We start from the raw sequence: 21,989 nt of genomic DNA, 5'->3' as shown, positions 1-21,989 counted from the left end.
TATTCTTAACATAACAGGCTCTAGATCATGACAGGCATCGGATCTTCTTTCAGTCGGTTCTCAACAACCCAGCTCTCCGAGTCGTTGAACAAATAGGCGCGGTGCACAAGCACACGAATCGTTTGCCCGATCTCTAGTGTCGTTTTCTCCAATGAGCGATAAGTGATGAGCTTATGTCCCTCCACCTCAACTTCAACCATCCATTCACTACCGCGGAAGTGAAGATGTTTCACAATCCCTTTTTCCGTTGCAGACAACATCGTGAACTCGTTTTTGAGTCCAATCTCGATATACTCGGGTCTTATCAGCGCACGTGTATTGCCACCTTGCACCGCATGCTCGAAACCTTTCAGCTGAGAGGCATCCTCCACCACCGTGGACTCCCCAATAAAAGTCGCCACGAAAGGGGTCTGCGGATTTTTATAAATATCCCAAGGGGTACCCTTTTGCTCCAAACGGCCTTGGCTGATAATCATAATCTCATCTGCTACTTCAATGGCTTCATCCTGATCGTGAGTAACAAAGATGGACGTGATTCCTACCCGCTCGATCAACTCACGTAGCCATGAACGAAGCTCTTGACGGATCTTTGCATCAATGGCTGCAAACGGTTCGTCCAGAAGCAGTAACTGCGGCTCAGGCGCAAGCGCTCTGGCAAAGGCCACACGTTGACGCTGTCCACCTGACAGCTGGTGCGGATAACGCTGTTCGAAACCTTTCAGCCCAGTCAGCTCAACGAGTTCCATCACGCGATCACGAATCTGGGCTTTGGATGTCTTTTTCACCTTGAGACCAAACGCAATATTATCAAAAACACTCATATGTTTGAACAACGCATAGTTCTGAAATACAAATCCAATGCCTCGCTCTTGAGGCGGCAGATGATTCACGACTTTTCCGTGGAAGCGGATCTCGCCCGACCCTGGGCTTTCAAGCCCTGCTAGCATACGCAGAATCGACGTTTTCCCGCCTCCGCTGGGGCCGAGCAAACCGATCAGATGGCCTTTGGCAATATCGAACGAGACATCTTTTACCGCATGAAAATCACCAAAGTGTTTGTTCAGATCACGAACTTCTACATGCATCTCAATGCACTTCCTTTCGCTTCTTGGCCCATTCCATCAGGAGCAGCAGTCCTACGGAGAAGGTTACCAGCACCAATGCCACACCATTTGCGGCTGACACGTTGAAATTCTCTACATCCTGATACACCAGTGTTGTTGCTGTCTGCGTTTTATTCATAATGTTACCGGATACGACCAATACCGCCCCGAATTCTCCCAGTGAACGCGCTACCGTCAGAACCAGACCATAGACCACTGCCCAGCGGATGGAAGGCCAGGTAACACTCCAAAACGTTCTCCAGCCATAGGCTCCAAGTGTGGAAGCTGCCTCTTCCTGCTGCGAACCTAGCTCTTGCAGGACGGGCATAACTTCCCTTACCATCAACGGGAACGTAACGAACAACGTGGCAATAACCATGCCTGGAAAAGCGTAAACCACATTAAATCCGATGCCCTCAAAAAATCCTCCCATGATGCTGTTTGGTCCAAGCAACAAAACAATCATCAAACCGCCAATAACAGGCGATACCGCATAAGGTAAATCGACAATGCTGTTAAGCAGTCCTTTCACCCGATCACTCAGCCATCCTGCGCGGACCAGATAAATCGCCATCATGATGCCAAACAATGTATTTAACAGAGTAACCACCAGAACGACCAACCCTGTCATCATCAGTGCGTGAAGCGCCTCAGGACGCATAATGCCTTTAACAAAGCCACCTGCACCATCCTCAAATGCGCCAATCAGAATCCGTCCAAGAGGAATGATCAACAGCAGTGTGAATACTACAAACGTAAGTCCGATTAAGAGTCTTCTCATCTTCTTCTCCCCCGCATCTGTACCAGATTGATCAGCCAGAGGATCAGGAAGGAGAGCGTTAGTAGCAACACGGATACGGCAGCAGCCCCAGTCGGGTTATCACTTTCAATCTCACCATAGATAAAAACAGAAGCGGTTAGTGTTCTGCCTGGAATATTACCGGCAACCAGTACAACCGCGCCGAATTCAGCGAGCGCTCTGGAAAAAGCCAACATTCCGCCGCTAATCATGCCAGGAGCCATAGATGGCAGAATGACCTGCATGAATGTACGTGCCTTGGAAGCACCCATCGTGTACGAAGCCTCTTCCTCGGAAGGATCGATCTCTTCCAGCAAAGGCTGCACTGCCCGGATGACAAAAGGAAAGGTAACAAAGGTCATCGCAATCACAATTGCAGGCTGATGAAAAACAATTTCAAACCCCATTGATTCAGCCAGTTTTCCGACAGCACTGATCGGGCCGAGCAACAGCATAATCATCAGACCGCCTACGGCTGTTGGTAACGCAAACGGCAAATCGACGAGACTGTTAAGAAATGATCTGCCAACGAATCGATATCTGGTTAAAACCCAGGCAATCATGGTTCCCAAGACCACATTAATTATAGCGGCGACCACGGCCAGACGTACCGTTAACAGCACCGCCTTCCATGCGATCGGGTCCATGATACTCTCAGCAAAATTGCTCCATCCTTCTGAGAAGGAATTAGCGTACACACCGATGATTGGAAGTACAATGAGCACGATGAAATATAACAATACGGTACTGCGAAAACCCCAAGTCCATCCCTTGTGACGAAGAACGGTGTTCATTACTGTGTTCCCTCCCAGCCTCCGGCTTTAACTCCGGTCGGCAGTCTACCTGACTTCATACGACATTTTCCTGAGTTGGATAAGTTTACTTTATTATTATTCCCATTAGTCTACTTGGTTTTTGCTTATCTGATACTTTACCAGTTTGCAGTGCTGATCGTCAATGCTTTTATTCGAACTATTAGGGAGTTAAAATTGAGGAGAGCCATTACAACGACAAGGAGGAAAGACATGTTATACACAAAAAATATATCAACATTTGCAAGAGATGAAATGAAGGATATCACACGGGAAGTCAAACAAGTTGTACAAAGCAGCGGCGTGCAGAATGGCACCGTGCTTATTTATTGTCCACATACAACAGCCGGCATTGCCATTAATGAAAATGCGGATCCCGATGTTAAACATGATGTCTTGTTACGTCTCGATGAGGTGTACCCATGGGAGCACCCTCAGTATCGTCATGCCGAGGGCAATACGGCCTCTCACCTCAAATCAATAACTACCGGTCCATCACAGACTGTCATCCTTCATGAAGGCAGACTGCTTCTCGGACGCTGGCAAGGAATCTATTTTTGCGAATTTGATGGACCGCGTAACCGGGAGTATTTTATTAAAATTATGGAAGGTTAAGTTCCATCTCCAAAAAAGACAAACACAAACAGGCGCTCCACCCTGTACCGGGGTTAGGAACGCCTGTCTTCATCTTCAGCGTATGAAAATAATATCTTTCGCATGATAACGTAATAAAGAGTTAATGTTATGATCAATCACCGCCTTGAAGTGTAGGGGCAGGCATAAGCGGCAAATTATTGCACGCCAGGCTGCTGACCCAAGTTACGGCACAATACTTTCACATGAGACAACGCAGAGGATTCGATCTCCGCAAACGTTAAACGGTCTTGAATATGATACGATATGAATCCGTGCATAGCCAAAAACAAAGTACGCGGCACATGCTGAATATCTTCTTCGGCACAGCCCTCTTCCTTCATATACTGCCGAATAATCGACGCAAACAGTTCGAAACAACGTCCTTGCTCCGTACGACAATAGGACAATAACTCCTCGTCCCGAATCATAAACATAATCTCGTATTGATACGGATTTTCCAGACCAAATCGAATAAACTCCATCAGAATATGCTCCACTTTGTTCACGCCGCCTGCAACCGGCCTGACCATGGCTTGCAACAGTAGATGTCCCAGATGGTTGAAATCCTCTACCACGATCGCATAGAACAATTCTGCTTTTTCCTTAAAATGATAATACAGCGACCCATGACTATAGCCAAGATGCTGGCCGATGCTTCGCATCGAAATGGCGCGGTATCCTTTGGTAATAAAAAGATGCCTCGCCGCCTCCAGTATCCGCTCCCTCGACAACTCCTGTTCGACTGCTCTTCTAGCCATATATTTTATTCCCCTTCAATAAAATAAAGCCGCTGTCCCTCCGTGATCCGGGATTGCCCTTGCGTCAAATCCGTGATCCAGGCGATAAATGCCTCGGTTTCACTATCCGGCGGAAGACAAGTTAACGTAACTTTATCGGTGAAAGCCGTTTCACCTGTACGCACTTCCCGGCCCCTTAACTCATTTTCCACTTTCCCAAGCCACGTATAATCCAATTCGACAAATACTTCTCGATGCAGCACTTTGGTAATGGCTTCTCCTGCTTCGATCGCTGCCACAGCTCCATCTGTATACGCACGAATAAGTCCACCAGCGCCAAGCATGATTCCCCCGAAGTATCGTGTAACAACAATCGCTACATTCTTTAATTGCTGATTCTTGATCACCTCAAGAATAGGTTTACCCGCTGTACCACTCGGCTCCCCGTCATCAGACTGCTTCTGAATCTCATCCCGCTCGCCAATCATGTACGCCGAGCAGTTATGTGTCGCATTCCAATGCTTTTTCTTGATATCATCAATAAAAGCAATAGCTTCTTCCTCAGTTGAGACCGGCATAATATGACCGATAAACCGTGATTTTTTGATCACAATTTCCAGTTGTCCCGATCCTCGAACCGTTCGATAACGTTCAATCATTTCCAATCCAACTTTCCGTAAATCATCCATTTTACAAGAAAGCAGTTCCCCGCATATTGCGGATGAACTGCCTTGGTTAATGACACCCGGGAAACGATACCCTGCAAAAGCTCGCATTCCCGGATGAACTTAACAATCTTTATTTAACTATATGAGCGAAGCCATGAATTATTCAGACAGTCTCGCTTCGAGCGCTGCTTTCTCTTCTTCAAAGCCTGGTTTGCCCAGCAATGCGAACATATTTTTCTTGTATGCTTCCACGCCTGGTTGGTCAAATGGATTCACACCCAGCAAATATCCGCTGATGCCACATGCTTTTTCAAAGAAGTATACCAGATATCCGAAGGAATATGGAGTCATATCTGGAATGTTCACAATCAGATTTGGAACTTGGCCATCTGTATGTGCGAGCAACGTTCCTTGGAATGCTTTTTTGTTGACGAAATCCATCGTTTTTCCTTCCAAGAAGTTCAAACCGTCCAAATCGTCCGCATCAGCTTCAATGGAAATGTGCTCGGATACTTCTGCGACTTGAATAACGGTTTCGAAGATGTTACGGCTACCTTCCTGAATGAATTGACCCATAGAGTGCAAGTCTGTGGAGAAATCTACGGATGCAGGATAGATGCCCTTGTAGTCTTTACCTTCGCTTTCACCAAAGAGCTGTTTCCACCACTCGGATACGAAGTGCAAGGAAGGCTCGTAGTTTACCAGAATCTCTGTTCCTTTGCCTTTACGGTACAATGCGTTACGAACAGCGGCGTATTGATACGCTTCGTTCTCCGCTACATTCGGATTGCTGTACTCTTTGGAAGCATCAGCTGCGCCTTGCATCATTTCTTCGATGTTGATCCCTGCTGTTGCGATTGGCAACAAACCTACTGCTGTGAGTACGGAATAACGTCCACCTACATCATCCGGGATGATGAAAGATTCATAACCTTCTTCATTCGCCAGCTTTTTGAGTGCTCCGCGCTCTTTATCTGTTGTTGCGTAGATACGTTTGCGAGCTTCCTCTTTCCCGTATTTTTTCTCCAGAGCTGCACGGAAGATACGGAATGCAATCGCTGGTTCAGTTGTTGTACCCGATTTAGAGATAACGTTCACGGAGAAGTCTTTACCTTCTACCAGATCCAGCAAGTGTGTCACATACGTAGAGCTAATGTTGTTACCTGCAAAATAAATCTCAGGAGTTTTGCGTTTGTCTTTCGGCAAGTTGTTGTAGAAGGAATGTGTCAGCATTTCGATCGCTGCGCGTGCTCCTAGGTAAGATCCACCGATACCAATCACGATCAGCACTTCGGAATCACTTTGGATTTTAGCAGCCGCTTTTTGGATGCGGGCAAATTCTTCTTTGTCATATGCTGTCGGAAGGTCGATCCAACCGAGATAGTCGGAACCTGTTCCTGTACCATTATGAAGTTGCTCGTGAGCCAAACGGATCGGTTCAGCGAAATAGTCTACTTCGTGCTGGTTTACAAATTGCAAAGCTGTACTATAGTCAAATGTCACTTTTTTTGCCATGATCTCAAAAACCTCCTGATATCGGTATAATATTTCCGTTTTCCATGTTAAACAACTTGTCCTAAGGATACTTCAAATCCAACTTGCTGACAAGCTTATGCACGAACTTGGCTGTTAACATTCAAGAAGCAAAAAGGGCAAATCGAATCCGCAACAATGCGGTTCGAGTTCCCCTTCTTGTGTTATTCCGCCGGGTACGAGCAGACGTAGTCGGTAACGCTGCGTATCTCCAGTTTGAATTTGGATTCAGCAGGCACGTGGAATGTAGCTTGGCCTTGAATCTCTTGCCACTCTTCTTCACCAGGAAGCAATACTCTCAGATCGCCGGACAGAATCTCCATAATTTCGCGGGAATCTGTGCCGAACTCATAGTTACCTGGAAGCATGATACCTAGCGTCACTTTGCTGCCATCCCCCAAAATAACCGTTCTACTGGTTACCTGGCCATCATAATATATGTTGGCCTTTTTCACTACACTGACTTGATCGAATTGTGACATGCGTACCCGCTCCCCTGAAGTTAATGAAAACAAAAGGCAACACAGATCAGGGCAGCCATGCCGCCCTTGACTCTGCGGAAATAACAACTGTCATGAGCCAGAAGCGCCGGAAGACGTTCGGCCCATGACAGACTGTTGAAGTATAAAGTTTTAATTACAGCAATGCTTTTACGCGGCTAACTACGTTATCCACAGTAAAACCATACTCCTGGATTACACGGTCGCCAGGCGCGGAAGCACCGAATGTGCTGATTCCGAGAATGTCACCTTGATCTCCAACATATTTTTCCCAGCCCATTGGATAAGCCATTTCGATTGCCAGACGAGCTTTAACATCCGGAAGAAGAACGGACTCTTTGTAAGCTTTGTCTTGTTTCTCGAACAGATCCCAGCTAGGCATGCTGATTACGCGAACTTGAATCCCTTGCTCAGCAAGTGCAGCTTGAGCTTTAACAGCGAGCTGTACTTCAGAACCTGTCGCGATGATTTGTGCTACCGCTTTACCGTCTTTAGCATCGGACACCACATAAGCACCACGTTTAACGTTCTCACGTGCACCTTCTACAGTACCTTCGAGGATCGGCAAGTTTTGACGAGTCAGTACCAAGGCAACCGGGTTGCTCTTGTTCTCCAGCGCGTAAGCCCAAGCTGCAGAAGTTTCGTTACCGTCAGCTGGACGAATTACCGTCAGGTTCGGGATGATACGCAGGGAAGCCAATTGCTCGATCGGCTCGTGCGTAGGACCATCTTCACCAACAGCGATACTGTCGTGAGTCAGAACATACGTTACTGGCAGGCTCATCAGTGCAGCCAGACGAACAGCCGGACGCAGGTAGTCGGTAAATACGAAGAACGTACCGCCGAATACTTTCACGCCGCTGTGCAATGCCATACCGTTCATCGCACCAGCCATACCGAATTCACGGATACCGAAGTAGATGTTACGGCCGGAATAGTCTTCCGGAGTGAAGTTCGCCAGGTTGTTCAAGTGCGTCATTGTGGAGCTTTCCAAGTCAGCAGAACCACCTGTCAGATGAGGCACATTGTGTGCAAGACCGTTCAGAGCGTTACCGGAAGCTACACGCGTAGACAATGCTTTGTCTGTTGCCGCATATTTCGGCAGATCACGATCCCAGCCTTCTGGAAGGTCACCGTTAATTGCTGTTTCGAACTGAGCAGCCAGTTCAGGGTATGCTTTTTTGTACTCAGCAAATTGTGCGTCCCATGCTTTGTTTGCAGCAATACCTTTTTCTTTTACTTGAGCAAAGTGATCGCGAACTTCAGCTGGTACGTGGAAGTTTTCTTCATATACCCATTTATAATATTCTTTAGTCAGTTTAGCTTCTTCTGCACCCAGTGGAGATCCGTGAGTACCGCCGTGGCCGCCTTTACCTTGTTTGTTCGGGCTACCGTAACCGATAACGGTTTTCACTTCGATCAATGTAGGACGTGCTGTGTCTGCTTGACCTTCTTTGATTGCTTTTTCAATTGCAGGCAAATCGTTACCATCTTCAACACGCAATACTTGCCAGCCATACGCATCGAAGCGTTTAGCGATGCTTTCGGAAGAAGACAGATCAAGTTTGCCATCCAGCGTAATGTCGTTGGAATCGAACAACATGATCAGTTTACCAAGGCCCAGACGTCCAGCCAGGGAAGCAGATTCATGAGATACGCCTTCCATCAGGTCGCCATCACCGCAGATTGCATATGTGTAGTGATCAACAACGTTAAATTGATCTTTGTTATAAGTCGCGCCCAGTTGAGCTTCAGCCATAGCCATACCAACTGCCATTGCAATACCTTGACCCAGTGGTCCGGTAGTTGCATCAACACCAGCTGTATGTCCGAATTCCGGGTGACCCGGAGTTTTGCTTCCCCATTGACGGAATTGTTTCAATTCTTCCATAGGAAGATCGTAGCCGCTCAGGTGCAGCAAGCTGTACAGCAACATGGAGCCATGTCCTGCGGACAGCACAAAGCGGTCCCGGTTAATCCAAGTCGGGTGGTCCGGGTTATGAGTCATCGTTTTTGCAAAAAGCTGGTACCCCATCGGAGCGGAGCCCATCGGCATACCCGGGTGTCCGGAATTTGCCTTCTCAATTGCATCAATCGCCAAAGTACGTACGGTTGTAATCGACAGATTGTCGATTGTGGTGTTCTCGTCCTTTTGAATCGCTTCGTTCTTGTCAGTCATGGTTTGTCCTCCTCATGTCTTTAGATAAGTCGGGTGCGCAAGCGAGTCCCTCTCATCATACAAGCAAACCGCATAAACAATAAGTGAATCCGCTTGAATGTTTCATTTTGACTTATTCACTTTTGTATTGTATCACTTGCCGTGAAGCTTTTCCATAACCTTCTTTTAGAAAGTTACGGAAAAATTCGGCTGATTCTCGCTAAACCTTGTTAATCCATCGGATGAAGTATAACCTTTAAGCTGAAAACCATACACTTTTTAGAGATTAACGTGAAATTTGCATCTTCTAGTCTGTATCTCTCGATTCGAGAGCAAGGTGAACGGTTTATTTTTCAGATAGCTAGGTATGCTTCATTCCAAGGAGGGCTTGTAATGTCAGATGCAGTGCGACACCCGTCTCGTTCGTTAAAATCATCATTACCCTTGTTTTCCGGGATCATAACCGGAATCGTCAGCGGCGTTTTTCTGGGACTGTTTCTCAAAGTGGTCCAAACATTAACTGACGAAAAGGTATACACCTTGCTACTTAACATTGATTTTGTACCAGGGCTTCCTCCGCGCCTGCCGGAATGGATCGAATTTTTCCTGCACCTTGCTGTATCTGTTATCATCGGGATTTTCTATATCTGGTGGATCAGACGTTCAGGCCGTCCAGTCAGTAGAGGAATACTTATTGGAGCCGTCTCTTCCCTGCTCTATCTCCCTTTGTCTCCGTTATCCCCACGTGTACCCGATCTGAATGACGCTGGTGCCATTTTCTATTGGGTCGTTGGCCATCTTCTCTTTGGTACTTTGTTAGGTCTATGCGGAAAATACATACACGCCAAAAAGCGGCACCCGGTTCATCATTGAACTGGGGCCGCTCGGATTATAGTGCAGCACTCTCTGAGTGACTGAGTCTACTTCTCTTGTAAGGTTACGGATCAACCTTGCACAGTATTAAAGCGTAAACTTAGACTTAAAATACGACTGTTTTATTTTCGTGTACAAGAACACGGTCCTCCACATGCCATTTCACAGCCCGCGCAAGCACAACACGCTCAATAGTACGTCCAATGCGTTTCAATTCGGTCACATTATCCCCATGGCTTACACGCTGAACGTCCTGTTCAATAATTGGGCCGCCATCCAGCTCCTCCGTTACATAATGCGCCGTTGCGCCAATGATTTTAACACCACGGTTATAGGCTTGAGCGTATGGCTTACCTCCAACAAAGGCTGGCAAGAACGAATGATGAATGTTGATAATACGGTTACGGTAATGTTCAATAAACGTTGGAGAGATAATCTGCATATAACGGGCGAGAATAATCACATCCACATCGTTGCCGATCACTTCCAGTTGACGTTGCTCCGCTTCTTTTTTCGTATCGGCTGTAACCGGAATATGGTGATACGGAATGCCGAAAGACTCTACATAGTTTTTCATATCCAAATGGTTGCTGACCACAAGCGCAATATCCGCATCAAGATCGCCAGCCTGCCATTGCCAGAGCAGCTCTACCAAACAGTGATCCTCTTTGGATACAAAAATAGCCAACCTTTTTTTGCGGCTAACCGCTGAAAGAGACCATTCCATCTCGAAACGTGTTGCTACATCGGCAAAATCCGCTTCCAGCTTCGCCAAGTTGCTCTCCAGTTGCGGTAGATCGAACTCGATCCGCATAAAAAACATACCGCCTGACGGGTCCATCGTATACTGGTCAGACTGTACAATGTTGGCACCATGTTGATGCAAAAAGTGTGATACCGCTGCTACAATTCCCGGACCATCCGGACAGGAAATAAGCATACGCGCTCGATTGGCGCGGTTTTGATCATCAGGTCGTATTTGTTTTGCGTGAATCTCCATCGGGTTAATCTTCCTCCTTCAATTAGACAAGACATACATGAACTATATCAGGCAAGACTTGCAGGGATTACCCTGCAAGCCAAGCAATCAAGCGGTGATTGATTTGTTCTTCATTCAAATGCGGGAACAATGCCGCCTCTGTCACCATGTCATACAAGCGTTCCAGCGGTTCACGCGGATCAGCTTTTTTGGCTTTGGCATCATTTTTGAGCAGTGTCCACATATCAAGTACATACGCACGGGAATCCAGTTCCTTACCCTTGAAGAAGTGCTGCATTTGCTCGACTTCACTCAGGAACTCCTGACCGAAACGGCCTTCCACGTCTCCGCGCAGCAATGCAATTTCAATTTCATACATCGGTCGCTGGGTTTTGGCATCTTTACCAATCCACGGCGTTTCCAGAATGAATGGACGATTATTCAGCTTCTCATGGTTTACAATACGGTTGATTGCTTCAAAACCAATCCAGCCCGATCCAATCGGTGTATGACGGTCTTTGCGTGCACCGGCAGGGTTTTTACTATCGTTAATGTGCATTACAGCAATGCGGTCAAGTCCAACCGTTCGATCAAATTGATCCAGTACACCATCCAGATCGTTGACAATGTCATAACCCGCATCATGAATGTGGCACGTATCCATGCACACCGTCAGACGTTCGTTATGTTTCACTTTCTCAATAATCTGTGCAAGTTCCTCGAAGCTACGGCCCATTTCGGTTCCTTTACCAGCCATCGTCTCCAGTGCAATATTCACATCGGTTTCCTGAATACCATCGAGCACTTCATTTAATCCTTGTGCAATACGTTCGATACCGTAATGAGCATCCTTATCCGTAAATGCACCTGGGTGCAATACGATGTTTTTCACACCAATGGCGTGAGTACGGCGAATTTCCTCCTGAAGGAAGTCCACAGCCAGTCCATATGTGCTGTCCTTGTAAGAGCCCAGGTTGATGATATAAGGAGCATGCACAACAATGTCCTCAAATCCGCCTTCCTGCATTGCAAGTTTGCCTTCCTCAATAAACATCGATTCAATAGGCTTGCGGCGTGTGTTCTGCGGTGCACCCGTATATATCATAAACGAACTGGAACCGTACGAGGACGCTTCCTTCGTTGCACTCAATAATCCCTTGTCCGAAAAGGACACGTGGGAGCCGATTTTCAGCATCAATAGATCCCCCTTTTTCTGAATTATCCACTATCATAACGCGATTATCGAAATAAATCTAGAAATGCGATATAATTCGAATGAGAGGCTATTTTTGACAGCAAATTACGGAACATGGACGCCTTTTCATCAGGGCGTGAAAATCAATAAACCGAGGTGATTTGGCAATGATTTTTAATACCTACACCCAGCTTTTAACGAGTAGTTCGCCCAGCAACTGGTTTATGAATACGATTGCGTTCTGGACGCTTTTGCTGCTTGGAAGCATGTGCATCGGTGGATTTTTCATGATGCGCAAGTTCCTTAAAGTGCTGCCGAAAGCTGACGGAAAGTCCAAGCTGGATTGGCAGAATCACTGGGTGGAGACAAGCCGCCACCTATGGACAGATGAAGCCAAAGCTTTTCTGGATCAGCTTGTTGAGCCTGTACCTGGCCCTTTTCGCGACATTGCCAAACATTCCATTGCTGCCGAGATTGGTAAAATTGCCGTGGAAGATCATGCAACCGAAGTGTCCAGAGACCATTGCATTAAAGGTTATATCATTGCGACACCAAAACGGGACAATAAATTTCTGGTTAAGTTTCTGGAGAAAAATAAAATCGACTATACTCCCTATCGCCATTTGATGAAATAATAATTTGATGAATTATAGCGTATGAACCGATTGGAAAATATAGCAGGTCAGCATCGTTAGATGTGGTACCAATTTGGTTAAATTAAACACATGTTAGCTCCGCTCGGTAAGCCCTTTTCACTCATTTAACTTACCTTGCGGGGCTTTTTGACCCATAAGAGAGGATGTTCAATATGAAAATTGCCATTTGTGGAGGTACCGGATTTGTCGGAGGCGCACTTGTAGATTACTGGTTGCAGGCCGGACATCATGTGAAAGTAATCACTCGCAAGCTTCCTGACATGCATAATCCGAGTAAAAACCTTACATATATATCCTGGGATCAGCTCGAAGAAACTCCGCAGGAACTGGAAGGTTTTGATGCTCTGGTGAATTTAGCGGGCGAGACATTGAACCAGCGTTGGACAACGAAGGCCAAGTTGGAAATTGTGGAATCCAGAGTTACAACCGTTGCCCGGGTTGCTAAACTAGTGGAATCGCTACGACAAAAGCCAGAAGTTGTCGTCCAGGCTTCGGCCATGGCAATTTACGGCACCTCTCCCGATGAAACCTTTGATGAGAGCAGCCCGCAAAGGTCGATGAATTTTCCTTCTCGCGTCTCGGAACAATGGGAAGTTGCCGCCGATGCCATCCGGGATGTAAGACTGGTCAAAATCCGTGTCAGTCTCGTTTTGGGTCATAAAAAAGGGGCATTCCCATTGATGAAACTGCCCTATATGCTCGGATTTGGCGGCAAGATCGGCAGCGGCAAACAGTGGACCAGTTGGATTCACATTATGGATATCGTTCGACTGATTGACTTCACTATTCATAACAAAGAGATTTCGGGTCCAATTAATGCTTCTTCGCCCAACCCGGTAACCAATGATGAATTCGGCCGTACGGTAGGCAAAGTTTATCATCGTCCTCACTGGTTCCCTGTCCCTGGCTTCCTGATCAAAACACTGGTTGGTGAACTATCCGTCGTCCTGCTTCAAGGACAACGGGTCATTCCACAAAAATCCTTGGATCACGGTTTTAAGTTTACCTTCCCCACATTGACTCAGGCTCTTGAGGACCTGAAGCATCGCGGGTTATCCGATTAAAACAAATTACATTTGGATCGTACAGTTCATCCTGACACTCGATAAACGTAGACCGATTCGGCCAGGATGAACGTATCCCCATCCGTCAGTGGATATTCTTTGTAAGGAGCCAGCAGATTTCCTTGAAGCATCGTTCCATTGACGGAGCCTAGATCCTTGAGAGCATAACCAGACTTGCTCCGACTCAATTCCACATGTGCACGTGATACACCTGTCGAGTTATCTACATATTGAACCATATCCGCCGCTCTTCCAATGACAAAAGATGCCCCCTTCACATCAACACGTTTGCTCCCTCCACCTTTATTTAAAGTTAGTTCAAGGTAATATGATGGTAGACTAGGGCTTCTGTCTTCATTGGATAATCCGTCCAGTGCCTGCAGATTAACTGTTGCCTCAGCGGCTGAGTCCGTGAGATGGGGTTCAGAAGTGCTCCCCCATTCCCTATCCCGCTTCTCAGTATATGGTGGATTGAGCATTTCTTCAGACTTTAGGTTCATAGGGGATATGCTCATGCTGCGAAGGCGGGAAGAGGTATGATCTTCAGCAACCTCAGGCAAAGATTCAATGGATTTCCCCTTATCTTCTTCGGGCTTATCCATGGCATTCCAGCGCCAGCTCTCCTGAAACATCTCCTCTTCTACTTTAGCCCCCTTATCCTTTTTCCTGCCTAGCACTGATAAAGAGAAAGGGATATGAACGCCGGATTTACCAGCGGAATCACCCGTTCTCTTCCACATCCAACTCGCCACTGCAATGAGGCCAACACTTAGCGCTGTAGACAAAATCATTGCATTCTGACTTGGCTGTTGCATGTAGATAAATCTCCATACTAATGCCATGGAAACTATACAACCTAGCCAGATATATGTTGTACGCGAAGAGCTAATGACCGAATTTTGCTCTTCCATCTCCACATTTTTCTGATCTACGGAAACAAATGATGAAGAGGACTCAAGTTGAGTTGAGGTCTGATTCTGATGAAAGTAGTTTGTATTTCTCGACGAAGGTTGGCCAGCTGTTGGCCTGTGTAATAAAGATTTCGAATAGGGGTCTACTTTTTTAATGTCTACATCCGGTTTGATGATTTGCTGGCGCTCACGTTGATGACGATCTGATTGTTCTGCATCAGGTTTATTGTAATTAAGTCTGGCGACACTTTTCTTTTCAGGTAGCTGACTGGATATCAGTCGTGCTGGTTTACCAGTACACAATTCTAATAAAAGTTCACGTAATTGCCGAATGTCCCACCGCTCATCATCACATAACTGTAATACTCGTTGTATGCCCTCTCCTTCTAATTCCTGAACATGAGCCATAAGCTTGATTACCAAGTCACGGAATATCTGCGGGGGTTGCTTCTCCTGCCGGGCATGGGCATTCATCATGGGTACGTAAACTAAACCAAGCTCCCCTTGCTCCATTGCCCCCTGAATAAATATATAGTCTTCGTGAATACACAAATTTTGTGGTTCCAACATGTAGTGCCTGCACTCCACAAGAGCTTCTGCCAACTGAAATAAAAGATTATACAATACTGGCAAGCTGATTTGACTCGATTTTAACATCTGGGACAACATCTTATATCCGGAGATGTCATACTGTAACGTTACATTCTGATCAATCTCCCGAGTGAATAAAGGTAGCATACGAGGAATTCGATTCGAGGTTAACATACCGATCTGCACCCTGCTGAGTTCCTCCATTCGTAGCCCGTCCGCTTTTTCCAAAACCATAAATGTCCCGCCGTTACGTACGAAATCCCTCGTTAAGCCATACATACCGCTCCTCACTTTCCATTGTTTTAATATGTTAACAAAAGTCATTACACGGATGCTCCAATAACAGAGGAGCCTTTCAATCGCTGTTATTCCAGAGCAGAGCAACTACCCAAACATATAAATCCATGAGCTGACGAAACCGGGAAGTACAGCGAGCATAAACGGGAACTTCAACGTTTTTTCGTGACTTACGAGTTTAAGAGAGCCTAGTTTAAAGAAACCGAATATATTAAACATCATTGTACGTATTCTCTGCGACGCATCTTTGCGAAATAAAAGGATAACTAAGCCGATTAATCCAGCGTACAGAATGGAATATATGATCACGTGTATGCCAAATGTAAACCCCGTCCAAGCTCCTATGCCCCCAAATAACTTCACATCTCCTGCACCGACTGCACCGATGACGTACATTAAAAACAACATACCGAAACCAACAGCAAATCCAGCTAAAGAGAACCACATACCTCCCCAGCCTCCCCAAGCAAGATGAGCAAGCACTCCCATTGCCGTTACTGGTAGAGTCAACCGATTCGGAATTTTCATAGACCGTATATCGGTTACAAACGCCACCAGAAGATATATACCACAGATCACATAAAACCATCCCACCTATATCATCGCTCCTTACTTTCTGGATGCTACCGTAAATGAAGTTTCCGTCTGCATGCCCTCCGCAGTCTCTACAACAAAACTCCAAGTCCCTTCCGTTGTTCGAGTGCCCACAAACCATGTCCATTCTATGATTCCGTTCTCGTCAGCCGTAGCCCAGCCAATATGCTTCGCAGAACTCTCACCAGACTTGTAAAAAATCGTGAGATTAGCCGTTGCGCCTGGCTTGACCTGAACCTTTATCGTTGCATGGTTCCCTATGAATGCTGGATCTGGCTTTGATAAAACAGTTGCTGACCCCGTGCTATTTTCTCCCCCGCTTCCGTTACCACTTCCTTCTCCTGTGTCACCAATCCATATCCGCTCTGATGCAGCAACTTGAATTCGTAAAGGCTTGCCGAGAAAAGGAACCTTCACAGGCAACTCATAACTCAGCTCTAATCTGAAATACGGATTCGTCTTATTCTTCAAGTTAGGAACGGATACTCCGTTAACATGAATACGTTCCATATCTAGCAGTGTAGTTTCAACAAATGGTTGTAACAACGGCTTCACAACCGGATCAAGTATGGCTTCCATTACCGACGTTTTGATTCTTTGCAGTGGCTCTTCACCACGTTTCGCTGCATCTCGCACCCAGTCACTTAAGGGTAAAGGCAAGGAAGAAGCGTAACCGTCTGCCCATTCCGTCAGGGACAGCTGTGGCCATTTCCAGCCCTCCTCCAGGCTCTCACCTCCAGCAGAATCTGAAGGCGCGAAGGCAAGTGATACTGGATAAATCTTCGTTGATAACTGTTTTACCGTTTCCCCCGCTGTACTCTGCAATGCGGTGGAGATCAGTGTCATCTGAACAATGAAGATAAGAAATAGGATAAAGAATAGAAAAATGGGTAGAACCAGCGAAGCCTCCAGCACCATAGTGCCCTGTTCTTTCTTCGCTTCAAGCACCTGTTTTCTCAGTGACTTCAAGCGTTCCAATCTGCTTATCCGCATGATCCGATGTTGCATCTGCACACATTTCCTTTCATCCTGAACCTGAACCCTTTTTTCCATCATGCCTCCATCAACATGTTTTCACGTGTTCAATAGGAATAATCCGCATTCCGTTCAATGAAAAAGCGTCCATCTTGTACTTGATCCTCACTGCCCATAACAGCGCCTATACTTCGCACAATTCCAGGCAAAAACCATAGCTTGATGCTGCTGCGCATCTGACCGGAAGCATAAGTTTGTTTCTCATCCGGGTTAGCTCCCGTATTCAATCGGATCAAGGCTAACATTCGGGACATTTTGCGATCATTATTGCTATGCATAAGCAGGAACAATCTAAGGTGATCCCTGTATGTCAGCTTCACCTTGATATATTTGGATAATTCAACATTGCCGTCCTTCGCCAGCTTCACCATATCTTCTATTGCATGCGTGATTCCATATAGGATCGCGGCAGACAGCACAAGAAGCGGATTCCCAAGCTTACTATTCTCACTTAGTCCTTCAGCTGTACGAATCGCCAGACGCATTCCGAAGACCTCCGCATATGCAGATGCGATGTTACCTGAAGGGTTATGAAAACCGTATAGAATATACTCCAGCTCCTGATTCTCCAGTTTGAACACGTCATTAACATCTCCACTACCTTCCGTCCAGGAGAACAATTGACCAAAATCCATGGAATTAAAGTAAGCAAGCGCATATTCATTCTGAAACAACTCATCGCCAAGTTGTCCGAGTAGTCCTGACATCCCTCCAAACAGGTGATCCATTCCCTTCATGGCATTTCCACCGGAATCATACGGATCACTCGCAATCTCTGTCTTTTCCGCTCGCTCAGAGCTTTTTTGATTGAACGCTATGTTGGCCTCATAAAATTGTTCCAACTGTTTGAATGTCTGCACGGAACCGGAACTTCCGTTTTCTATCCGGCTGAATATCCGTTTGATTTCCTTCAACTTCCCTTTGGACTGCTTGTCATTCTCTTTACGCTGGGCATCCGATCCACGGCCGTTTTCAAGCTCCTGTTGGCTCTGTGTGATAAGATTGGAAGGGCCTGTTCTCCCAAAAGAATTCATATAACGTTCCGTAGTCTGACTTGCCTGCCTGACCGCAGGTTTAATTGGAACACCACTCATACCCGTCACACTCCGAAGCTGGGTATTGAGTTCCATGCTATCTTTTCGCACGCCAGAGAAGTCTTCATTTTGAGAAATCACACGAGATTTTATCCGATCAAATAGAGCATCTTCCCTGACAAGCTCGGAAGCGAGCGAACGAGTACTTTTGGCTTCATTGCCGGAACCCGCAGATGTCGGACTCGTTCCAGGAAGGGTAGAGCTACCCACGTTGTCATAACCGGCATTCTCGGAACGATTTTCTCCTTCCGCAATCAATCGTTTCATTTCTTCATTAATTTCACGTGCCTCTTCGATCTTGTCCTGTGCTTCCAATAGTTTGGTCTTATGCGCCTCTAGCGCTGGTTGCATCAACATGCTGATTCCTGTCACAATCTGATTTACACCTGTCCGGTAACGCCCCAATTCCAATATGTACAGCTGTTCATTGAAAGGCAGTCCCTCGTCTGCTTGTTTCTTGCTTAAGTAATCGGCATAACGTGCAGCCGCTTCTGCCGCTGTCTCTGGCGCTGTCTCAAGCATTTCTTCATAGATGGCCTGGGCTGGCGGTTTCATGATCAAGTCTGGAAGTTTCATTACCTTATCGGCAGATTCAATCTGATTCCCGACCGCTTCATCCAGCAATTTCTCACGTTTGTCATAGAGCTTTTGTAATTTCTTCAACAGATCTACGGTATGTGCTGCTTCCTTCATCTCCTCTGACATCGGTTTGAATCGATTAATCACTTCAATAGCAAAATCAACCGGCGCTCTATACTTCATGTCTTCCTGGATTTGACGATTAAAAATATCATACCTGCCCAGTTCACGTTCCATACCGAGTGAAGTGGTGTCCCATTGAATATCCAGAATCGGGAAACCATCCTTTACGGAAGAAGGTTTCACACTATCATTCAACACTTTGGCCATAATGGCATCGCCGCTACTGTCGCCATATGCAAACAAACCATACTCCCGAAGTGATGTATCATAAGCTGACATAACGGATCTCATTGCGGCATGTGCCATCCGTTCCGTCTGTACTTTGAAGGCGGCAATTCTCGCATAATCAATAAAAATCGCCACAAACATATACACTCCAGCCAGAATCAAAATCAGAAATAACGTTACAGCTCCAGCTTCACCATCTTTTTTTCTAAACAGTGCCTCTCTCCCCCTTTGCTCATTTTTCGTTTTTTCCAAAATGCTGTATAACTTGCCCTGCCTCCACAGCTGAAGTCGCTTCCTTTCCGCCTTTTCCTTTAAACTTGGCACCGTAATAACGGATCAAATCCACCGTTCGGATGAATTCAACCGGTTCTACAACAGCAGAGGAGCCCTTCGTGAGCACAAGATTGCCGGAATCAAACAAAAATGAGGGCAGAGGCAACGATATAACCTGCTCAAGCTCAGTTGTTACCTTCCGCTGGATCAATGCATTTTGATATGTCATTGTGCCCTTCATCGCTGAAGGCATATGGCTTGATGCTTGTGCTAGTTTTTTTTCCGAAAGACTAACGCCTTCAGATCCAGGTATAGAAACACTAACCTCATTGTCCGCTCCCGCCCAACCAAACAAAGCTCCTAACAGCCGATCATCGCTTAACCTCCAATACAAGTGATCATATTTCCCGGAAGCATATTCGCCTGTCAGCGCCTGTTTGTGACTATTATCCCAACTGTAGGCAGCTCGTTCAGAAGCCGCATAAGCATGCTGGTTTAAAAACGTTTTTTGGTACATGTACATCGTGAAGAACAGCAGCAACATCAGGATAAATAAGATGATCGGGAAGACCAGGGAAGCTTCGATAGTGAAGCTCCCTTCTTCCTTTCTAAAACGTCTACTCAAAAAACTCATCACTTTTGCTACTGACATTAACCAGCAGTCTTGTTACCAACTTTTTAATCTGGTCTTTGAAGATCAACGCTATAATGATAATTACACCAATAATCAGAATCAGTTCCAGCGTGCCCAGACCCTCTTCTTCTTTCCAAAATGCCGCTACCTTGTTCTTCATCCCAATTTCCCTCCTACATGTTCATCATCATAAAAGCTGGCGCACCGATCATGATCACGATTGTAAAAAAGATCAGCACCATCGGAAACACTAATTTCGAAGAGGCCTGCTCTCCCTTGGCCCGGCTAACCGCCTTGCGTTTCTCCCACAATACATGTGACAGATCCCGCAGTGCCAATACAAAGTCACCTCCTCCACGCCGGAAATTCAGTAAAACTGTCGTTGTAAAAATCGTTACTTCCTGCACACCACATCGGCGACTGAACTGCTCTAAAGATTGCTGAAACGAGTATCCGTTATTCCAGTCCCCTGCCGCTCTCCGCAATTCGTTGTACATGGGATGATTCCGTTCGCCCTGGCTATTCACACTATGGTTGATTGCACGTTGTACTGTTTCTCCTGCCCCAACCAAGAGCACAATTCGATTAAGCAGTTCAGGGAGCTCTATAAGGATATCTTGGTCTCTTCGCTTCACCTTGGTGTAAAGATCCTTATACATCGCAAGCGGTAAAGCAATTGCAAGAACGACTCCACCAGCTAATGCTCCCGTGCCTACCTCCCTCACAAGGGATAATAAACATCCTGCCAGCAACACTAGCCATGAGTATGTCAACATTTCAGCACAATAGAGTAGCGTTTTCTCACCGCTATGTTGTATGCCATGCATCTTCTGGATCGCGTGCTGCATCCGAAACATAAGTACAGGTAATCTGCGGCCGATCTCGAACTTGTCCAGCATAAACAGAAACGGAGCATGCATTTTTTTCAAACGTAATCCTTCCATATGCAGCTTTCGTAAATGCTTGTAAGTTTTCCCTCGGGTTCGATCAAGCACAATCCAGCCCGCACTAAGTACTCCTCCAATCATGAGGGGAAACAGCATCTTTTCATCTCCTCACACTTTGATATCCATAATGCGATGAATCCATAGATAACAGCAGACCAGCACAGCAAGCGCACCTGTAGAAATGAGATATCCGAGCCCGCTGTATAGTGGTTCCATAAAATCTTTGGCGGTCAGGTTGAGAAATAACAAAAAAATGAAGGGTGCCGCAAACATCACTTTGGATTCAAATCTTTTCTGTGCCACAGCAACCATGATGTCCTGTTGAATATCCAGCTTTTCTCCAATCACTGCGGAGGTACGACGAACCACTTCCACCAGATCACCGCCCGTTCGTTTACAAGTAATAAACACGTCTGCGAAATTCGTAATATCTTCAATCTGTGCCCTTTCCGAAAAATCCTGCAACGCCTCTTCAATCGGCTGACCGTATTCCATGCGTGTCCGCAATATAGTGAACTCTCGAATCAAATCGGTATCAGCCTCAGGGTTCAACATCCGCAGGTCTTCAACGGATTCCTTAAAACCGTTTTCCACTGACTTCCCGGCCGCCAGGGCCGAGGATAGTGCATACAGAGCTTGCTTGAAATGCAGACTAAGTGTCATCCTTCTGCGTTCCAGTAGCACCTTTGTCCAAAACCTGGGCACCCATATACAACCAGCAGCCAGTATCGTACCTGCCAACCAGTGATGATAAAACAACAAGCCAACACCGAAAAATAAACATCCGCTGACCAGCATACAGACAATGCGTTGTCTTGAGCTAAGTGTATATACGGTATAATTTGTTAATGTTTGCTTGCCCTGCACCGCCCTCTGCACCCTCTTTCTCTCACAGCATGGTTTGGAACTTCCCAAAATCGTTAACAACAAGATAGGTCACATCAAAAAATATTAAATTATAGTTGTTATA

General features: G+C 46.1%; 22 protein-coding genes. 4 read left to right on the top strand and 18 right to left on the bottom strand.

What is annotated here, in order from left to right; translation table 11 throughout:
• Positions 1-20 precede the first annotated feature (20 nt).
• Genes H7T88_RS21540 through cysT form a run of 3 tightly spaced genes read right to left on the bottom strand, consistent with a single transcriptional unit; the run spans position 21 to position 2,696 of the window.
• Positions 21-1,085, bottom strand: coding sequence for a sulfate/molybdate ABC transporter ATP-binding protein (locus tag H7T88_RS21540; RefSeq protein WP_221790217.1), 1,065 nt, complete (start codon positions 1,083-1,085; stop codon positions 21-23).
• A 1-nt stretch (position 1,086) separates the two neighbouring features.
• Positions 1,087-1,884, bottom strand: a complete 798-nt coding sequence (locus H7T88_RS21535) for a sulfate ABC transporter permease subunit (protein WP_090918049.1) — start codon at positions 1,882-1,884, stop codon at positions 1,087-1,089.
• The gene (gene cysT, locus H7T88_RS21530) at positions 1,881-2,696 is read right to left on the bottom strand and encodes a sulfate ABC transporter permease subunit CysT (RefSeq protein WP_090918051.1); all 816 of its coding nucleotides are present in this window, start codon (positions 2,694-2,696) and stop codon (positions 1,881-1,883) included. The genes H7T88_RS21535 and cysT overlap by 4 nt, the downstream gene beginning before the upstream one ends.
• 231 nt (positions 2,697-2,927) lie before the next feature.
• On the opposite strand from cysT, the gene H7T88_RS21525 reads away from it, so the two are divergent.
• Positions 2,928-3,329 carry a secondary thiamine-phosphate synthase enzyme YjbQ gene (locus tag H7T88_RS21525; protein ID WP_090918053.1) on the top strand — a complete coding sequence of 134 codons (402 nt, stop codon included), beginning with the start codon at positions 2,928-2,930 and terminating at the stop codon, positions 3,327-3,329.
• 176 nt (positions 3,330-3,505) lie between these two features.
• Here the strand turns inward: H7T88_RS21525 and H7T88_RS21520 are convergent, their stop codons facing one another.
• From H7T88_RS21520 to tkt, 5 genes are all read right to left on the bottom strand, one after another.
• Entirely contained in the window at positions 3,506-4,108 is a 603-nt protein-coding gene (locus H7T88_RS21520; RefSeq protein WP_090918057.1) for a TetR/AcrR family transcriptional regulator, read from the bottom strand.
• A gap of 5 nt (positions 4,109-4,113) precedes the next feature.
• Positions 4,114-4,746, bottom strand: coding sequence for a YigZ family protein (locus tag H7T88_RS21515; RefSeq protein WP_090918449.1), 633 nt, complete (start codon positions 4,744-4,746; stop codon positions 4,114-4,116).
• Between the two features lie 168 nt (positions 4,747-4,914).
• Positions 4,915-6,270 carry a glucose-6-phosphate isomerase gene (locus tag H7T88_RS21510; protein ID WP_090918059.1) on the bottom strand — a complete coding sequence of 452 codons (1,356 nt, stop codon included), beginning with the start codon at positions 6,268-6,270 and terminating at the stop codon, positions 4,915-4,917.
• A 182-nt stretch (positions 6,271-6,452) separates the two neighbouring features.
• Positions 6,453-6,770: a pyrimidine/purine nucleoside phosphorylase gene (ppnP, locus tag H7T88_RS21505; RefSeq protein ID WP_090918062.1), complete on the bottom strand. Its 318-nt coding sequence runs from the start codon at positions 6,768-6,770 to the stop codon at positions 6,453-6,455.
• Between the two features lie 154 nt (positions 6,771-6,924).
• On the bottom strand, positions 6,925-8,967 hold the full coding sequence (gene tkt, locus H7T88_RS21500) for a transketolase (RefSeq protein ID WP_154890898.1): 2,043 nt from the start codon (positions 8,965-8,967) through the stop codon (positions 6,925-6,927).
• 372 nt (positions 8,968-9,339) lie between these two features.
• Here tkt and H7T88_RS21495 point away from each other — a divergent pair, with 372 nt between their 5' ends.
• Positions 9,340-9,819 (top strand): hypothetical protein, encoded by a 480-nt coding sequence (locus H7T88_RS21495; RefSeq protein ID WP_154890897.1) that lies wholly within the window; start codon positions 9,340-9,342, stop codon positions 9,817-9,819.
• 106 nt (positions 9,820-9,925) lie between these two features.
• Here H7T88_RS21495 and purU read toward each other — a convergent pair whose 3' ends face one another.
• Complete coding sequence (gene purU, locus H7T88_RS21490) at positions 9,926-10,819, bottom strand: formyltetrahydrofolate deformylase (protein ID WP_090918068.1); 894 nt, start codon at positions 10,817-10,819, stop codon at positions 9,926-9,928.
• A gap of 67 nt (positions 10,820-10,886) precedes the next feature.
• Positions 10,887-11,993, bottom strand: a complete 1,107-nt coding sequence (locus tag H7T88_RS21485) for a deoxyribonuclease IV (protein ID WP_221790215.1) — start codon at positions 11,991-11,993, stop codon at positions 10,887-10,889.
• Positions 11,994-12,160: 167 nt separating this feature from the next.
• Between H7T88_RS21485 and H7T88_RS21480 the strand changes: the two genes are divergently transcribed.
• Together H7T88_RS21480 and H7T88_RS21475 are read left to right on the top strand one after the other, a co-directional pair.
• Positions 12,161-12,628 (top strand): DUF2621 domain-containing protein, encoded by a 468-nt coding sequence (locus H7T88_RS21480; RefSeq protein ID WP_154890895.1) that lies wholly within the window; start codon positions 12,161-12,163, stop codon positions 12,626-12,628.
• Positions 12,629-12,801: 173 nt separating this feature from the next.
• Positions 12,802-13,713 (top strand): TIGR01777 family oxidoreductase, encoded by a 912-nt coding sequence (locus H7T88_RS21475; RefSeq protein ID WP_221790214.1) that lies wholly within the window; start codon positions 12,802-12,804, stop codon positions 13,711-13,713.
• Positions 13,714-13,739: 26 nt separating this feature from the next.
• Here the strand turns inward: H7T88_RS21475 and H7T88_RS21470 are convergent, their stop codons facing one another.
• Genes H7T88_RS21470 through H7T88_RS21435 form a run of 8 tightly spaced genes read right to left on the bottom strand, consistent with a single transcriptional unit; the run spans position 13,740 to position 21,886 of the window.
• A complete protein-coding gene (locus H7T88_RS21470) occupies positions 13,740-15,539 on the bottom strand; it encodes a DUF6382 domain-containing protein (protein WP_221790213.1) in 1,800 nt (599 codons plus the stop codon).
• A gap of 60 nt (positions 15,540-15,599) precedes the next feature.
• Positions 15,600-16,106 (bottom strand): A24 family peptidase, encoded by a 507-nt coding sequence (locus tag H7T88_RS21465; RefSeq protein ID WP_154958494.1) that lies wholly within the window; start codon positions 16,104-16,106, stop codon positions 15,600-15,602.
• 15 nt (positions 16,107-16,121) lie between these two features.
• Positions 16,122-17,162, bottom strand: coding sequence for a pilus assembly protein (locus tag H7T88_RS21460; protein WP_423246152.1), 1,041 nt, complete (start codon positions 17,160-17,162; stop codon positions 16,122-16,124).
• 26 nt (positions 17,163-17,188) lie between these two features.
• Positions 17,189-19,417, bottom strand: a complete 2,229-nt coding sequence (locus H7T88_RS21455; protein ID WP_221790212.1) for a hypothetical protein — start codon at positions 19,415-19,417, stop codon at positions 17,189-17,191.
• Positions 19,398-20,072 carry a TadE/TadG family type IV pilus assembly protein gene (locus H7T88_RS21450; RefSeq protein ID WP_221790229.1) on the bottom strand — a complete coding sequence of 225 codons (675 nt, stop codon included), beginning with the start codon at positions 20,070-20,072 and terminating at the stop codon, positions 19,398-19,400. Before H7T88_RS21450 ends, H7T88_RS21455 begins: the two co-directional genes overlap by 20 nt.
• Positions 20,056-20,232 (bottom strand): Flp1 family type IVb pilin, encoded by a 177-nt coding sequence (locus H7T88_RS21445; protein ID WP_090918085.1) that lies wholly within the window; start codon positions 20,230-20,232, stop codon positions 20,056-20,058. The genes H7T88_RS21450 and H7T88_RS21445 overlap by 17 nt, the downstream gene beginning before the upstream one ends.
• Positions 20,233-20,245: 13 nt before the next feature.
• On the bottom strand, positions 20,246-21,115 hold the full coding sequence (locus tag H7T88_RS21440; protein WP_221790211.1) for a type II secretion system F family protein: 870 nt from the start codon (positions 21,113-21,115) through the stop codon (positions 20,246-20,248).
• A 12-nt stretch (positions 21,116-21,127) separates the two neighbouring features.
• Entirely contained in the window at positions 21,128-21,886 is a 759-nt protein-coding gene (locus H7T88_RS21435) for a type II secretion system F family protein (RefSeq protein ID WP_312027647.1), read from the bottom strand.
• Between the last annotated feature and the right edge of the window lie 103 nt (positions 21,887-21,989).

It is taken from the genome of Paenibacillus cucumis (ex Kampfer et al. 2016), assembly GCF_019748695.1.
Classification (GTDB): Bacteria; Bacillota; Bacilli; order Paenibacillales; family Paenibacillaceae; genus Paenibacillus; species Paenibacillus polysaccharolyticus.
The sequence above is the reverse complement of the archived record's forward strand: the minus strand, read 5'-3'. Positions and strand labels throughout refer to the sequence as shown.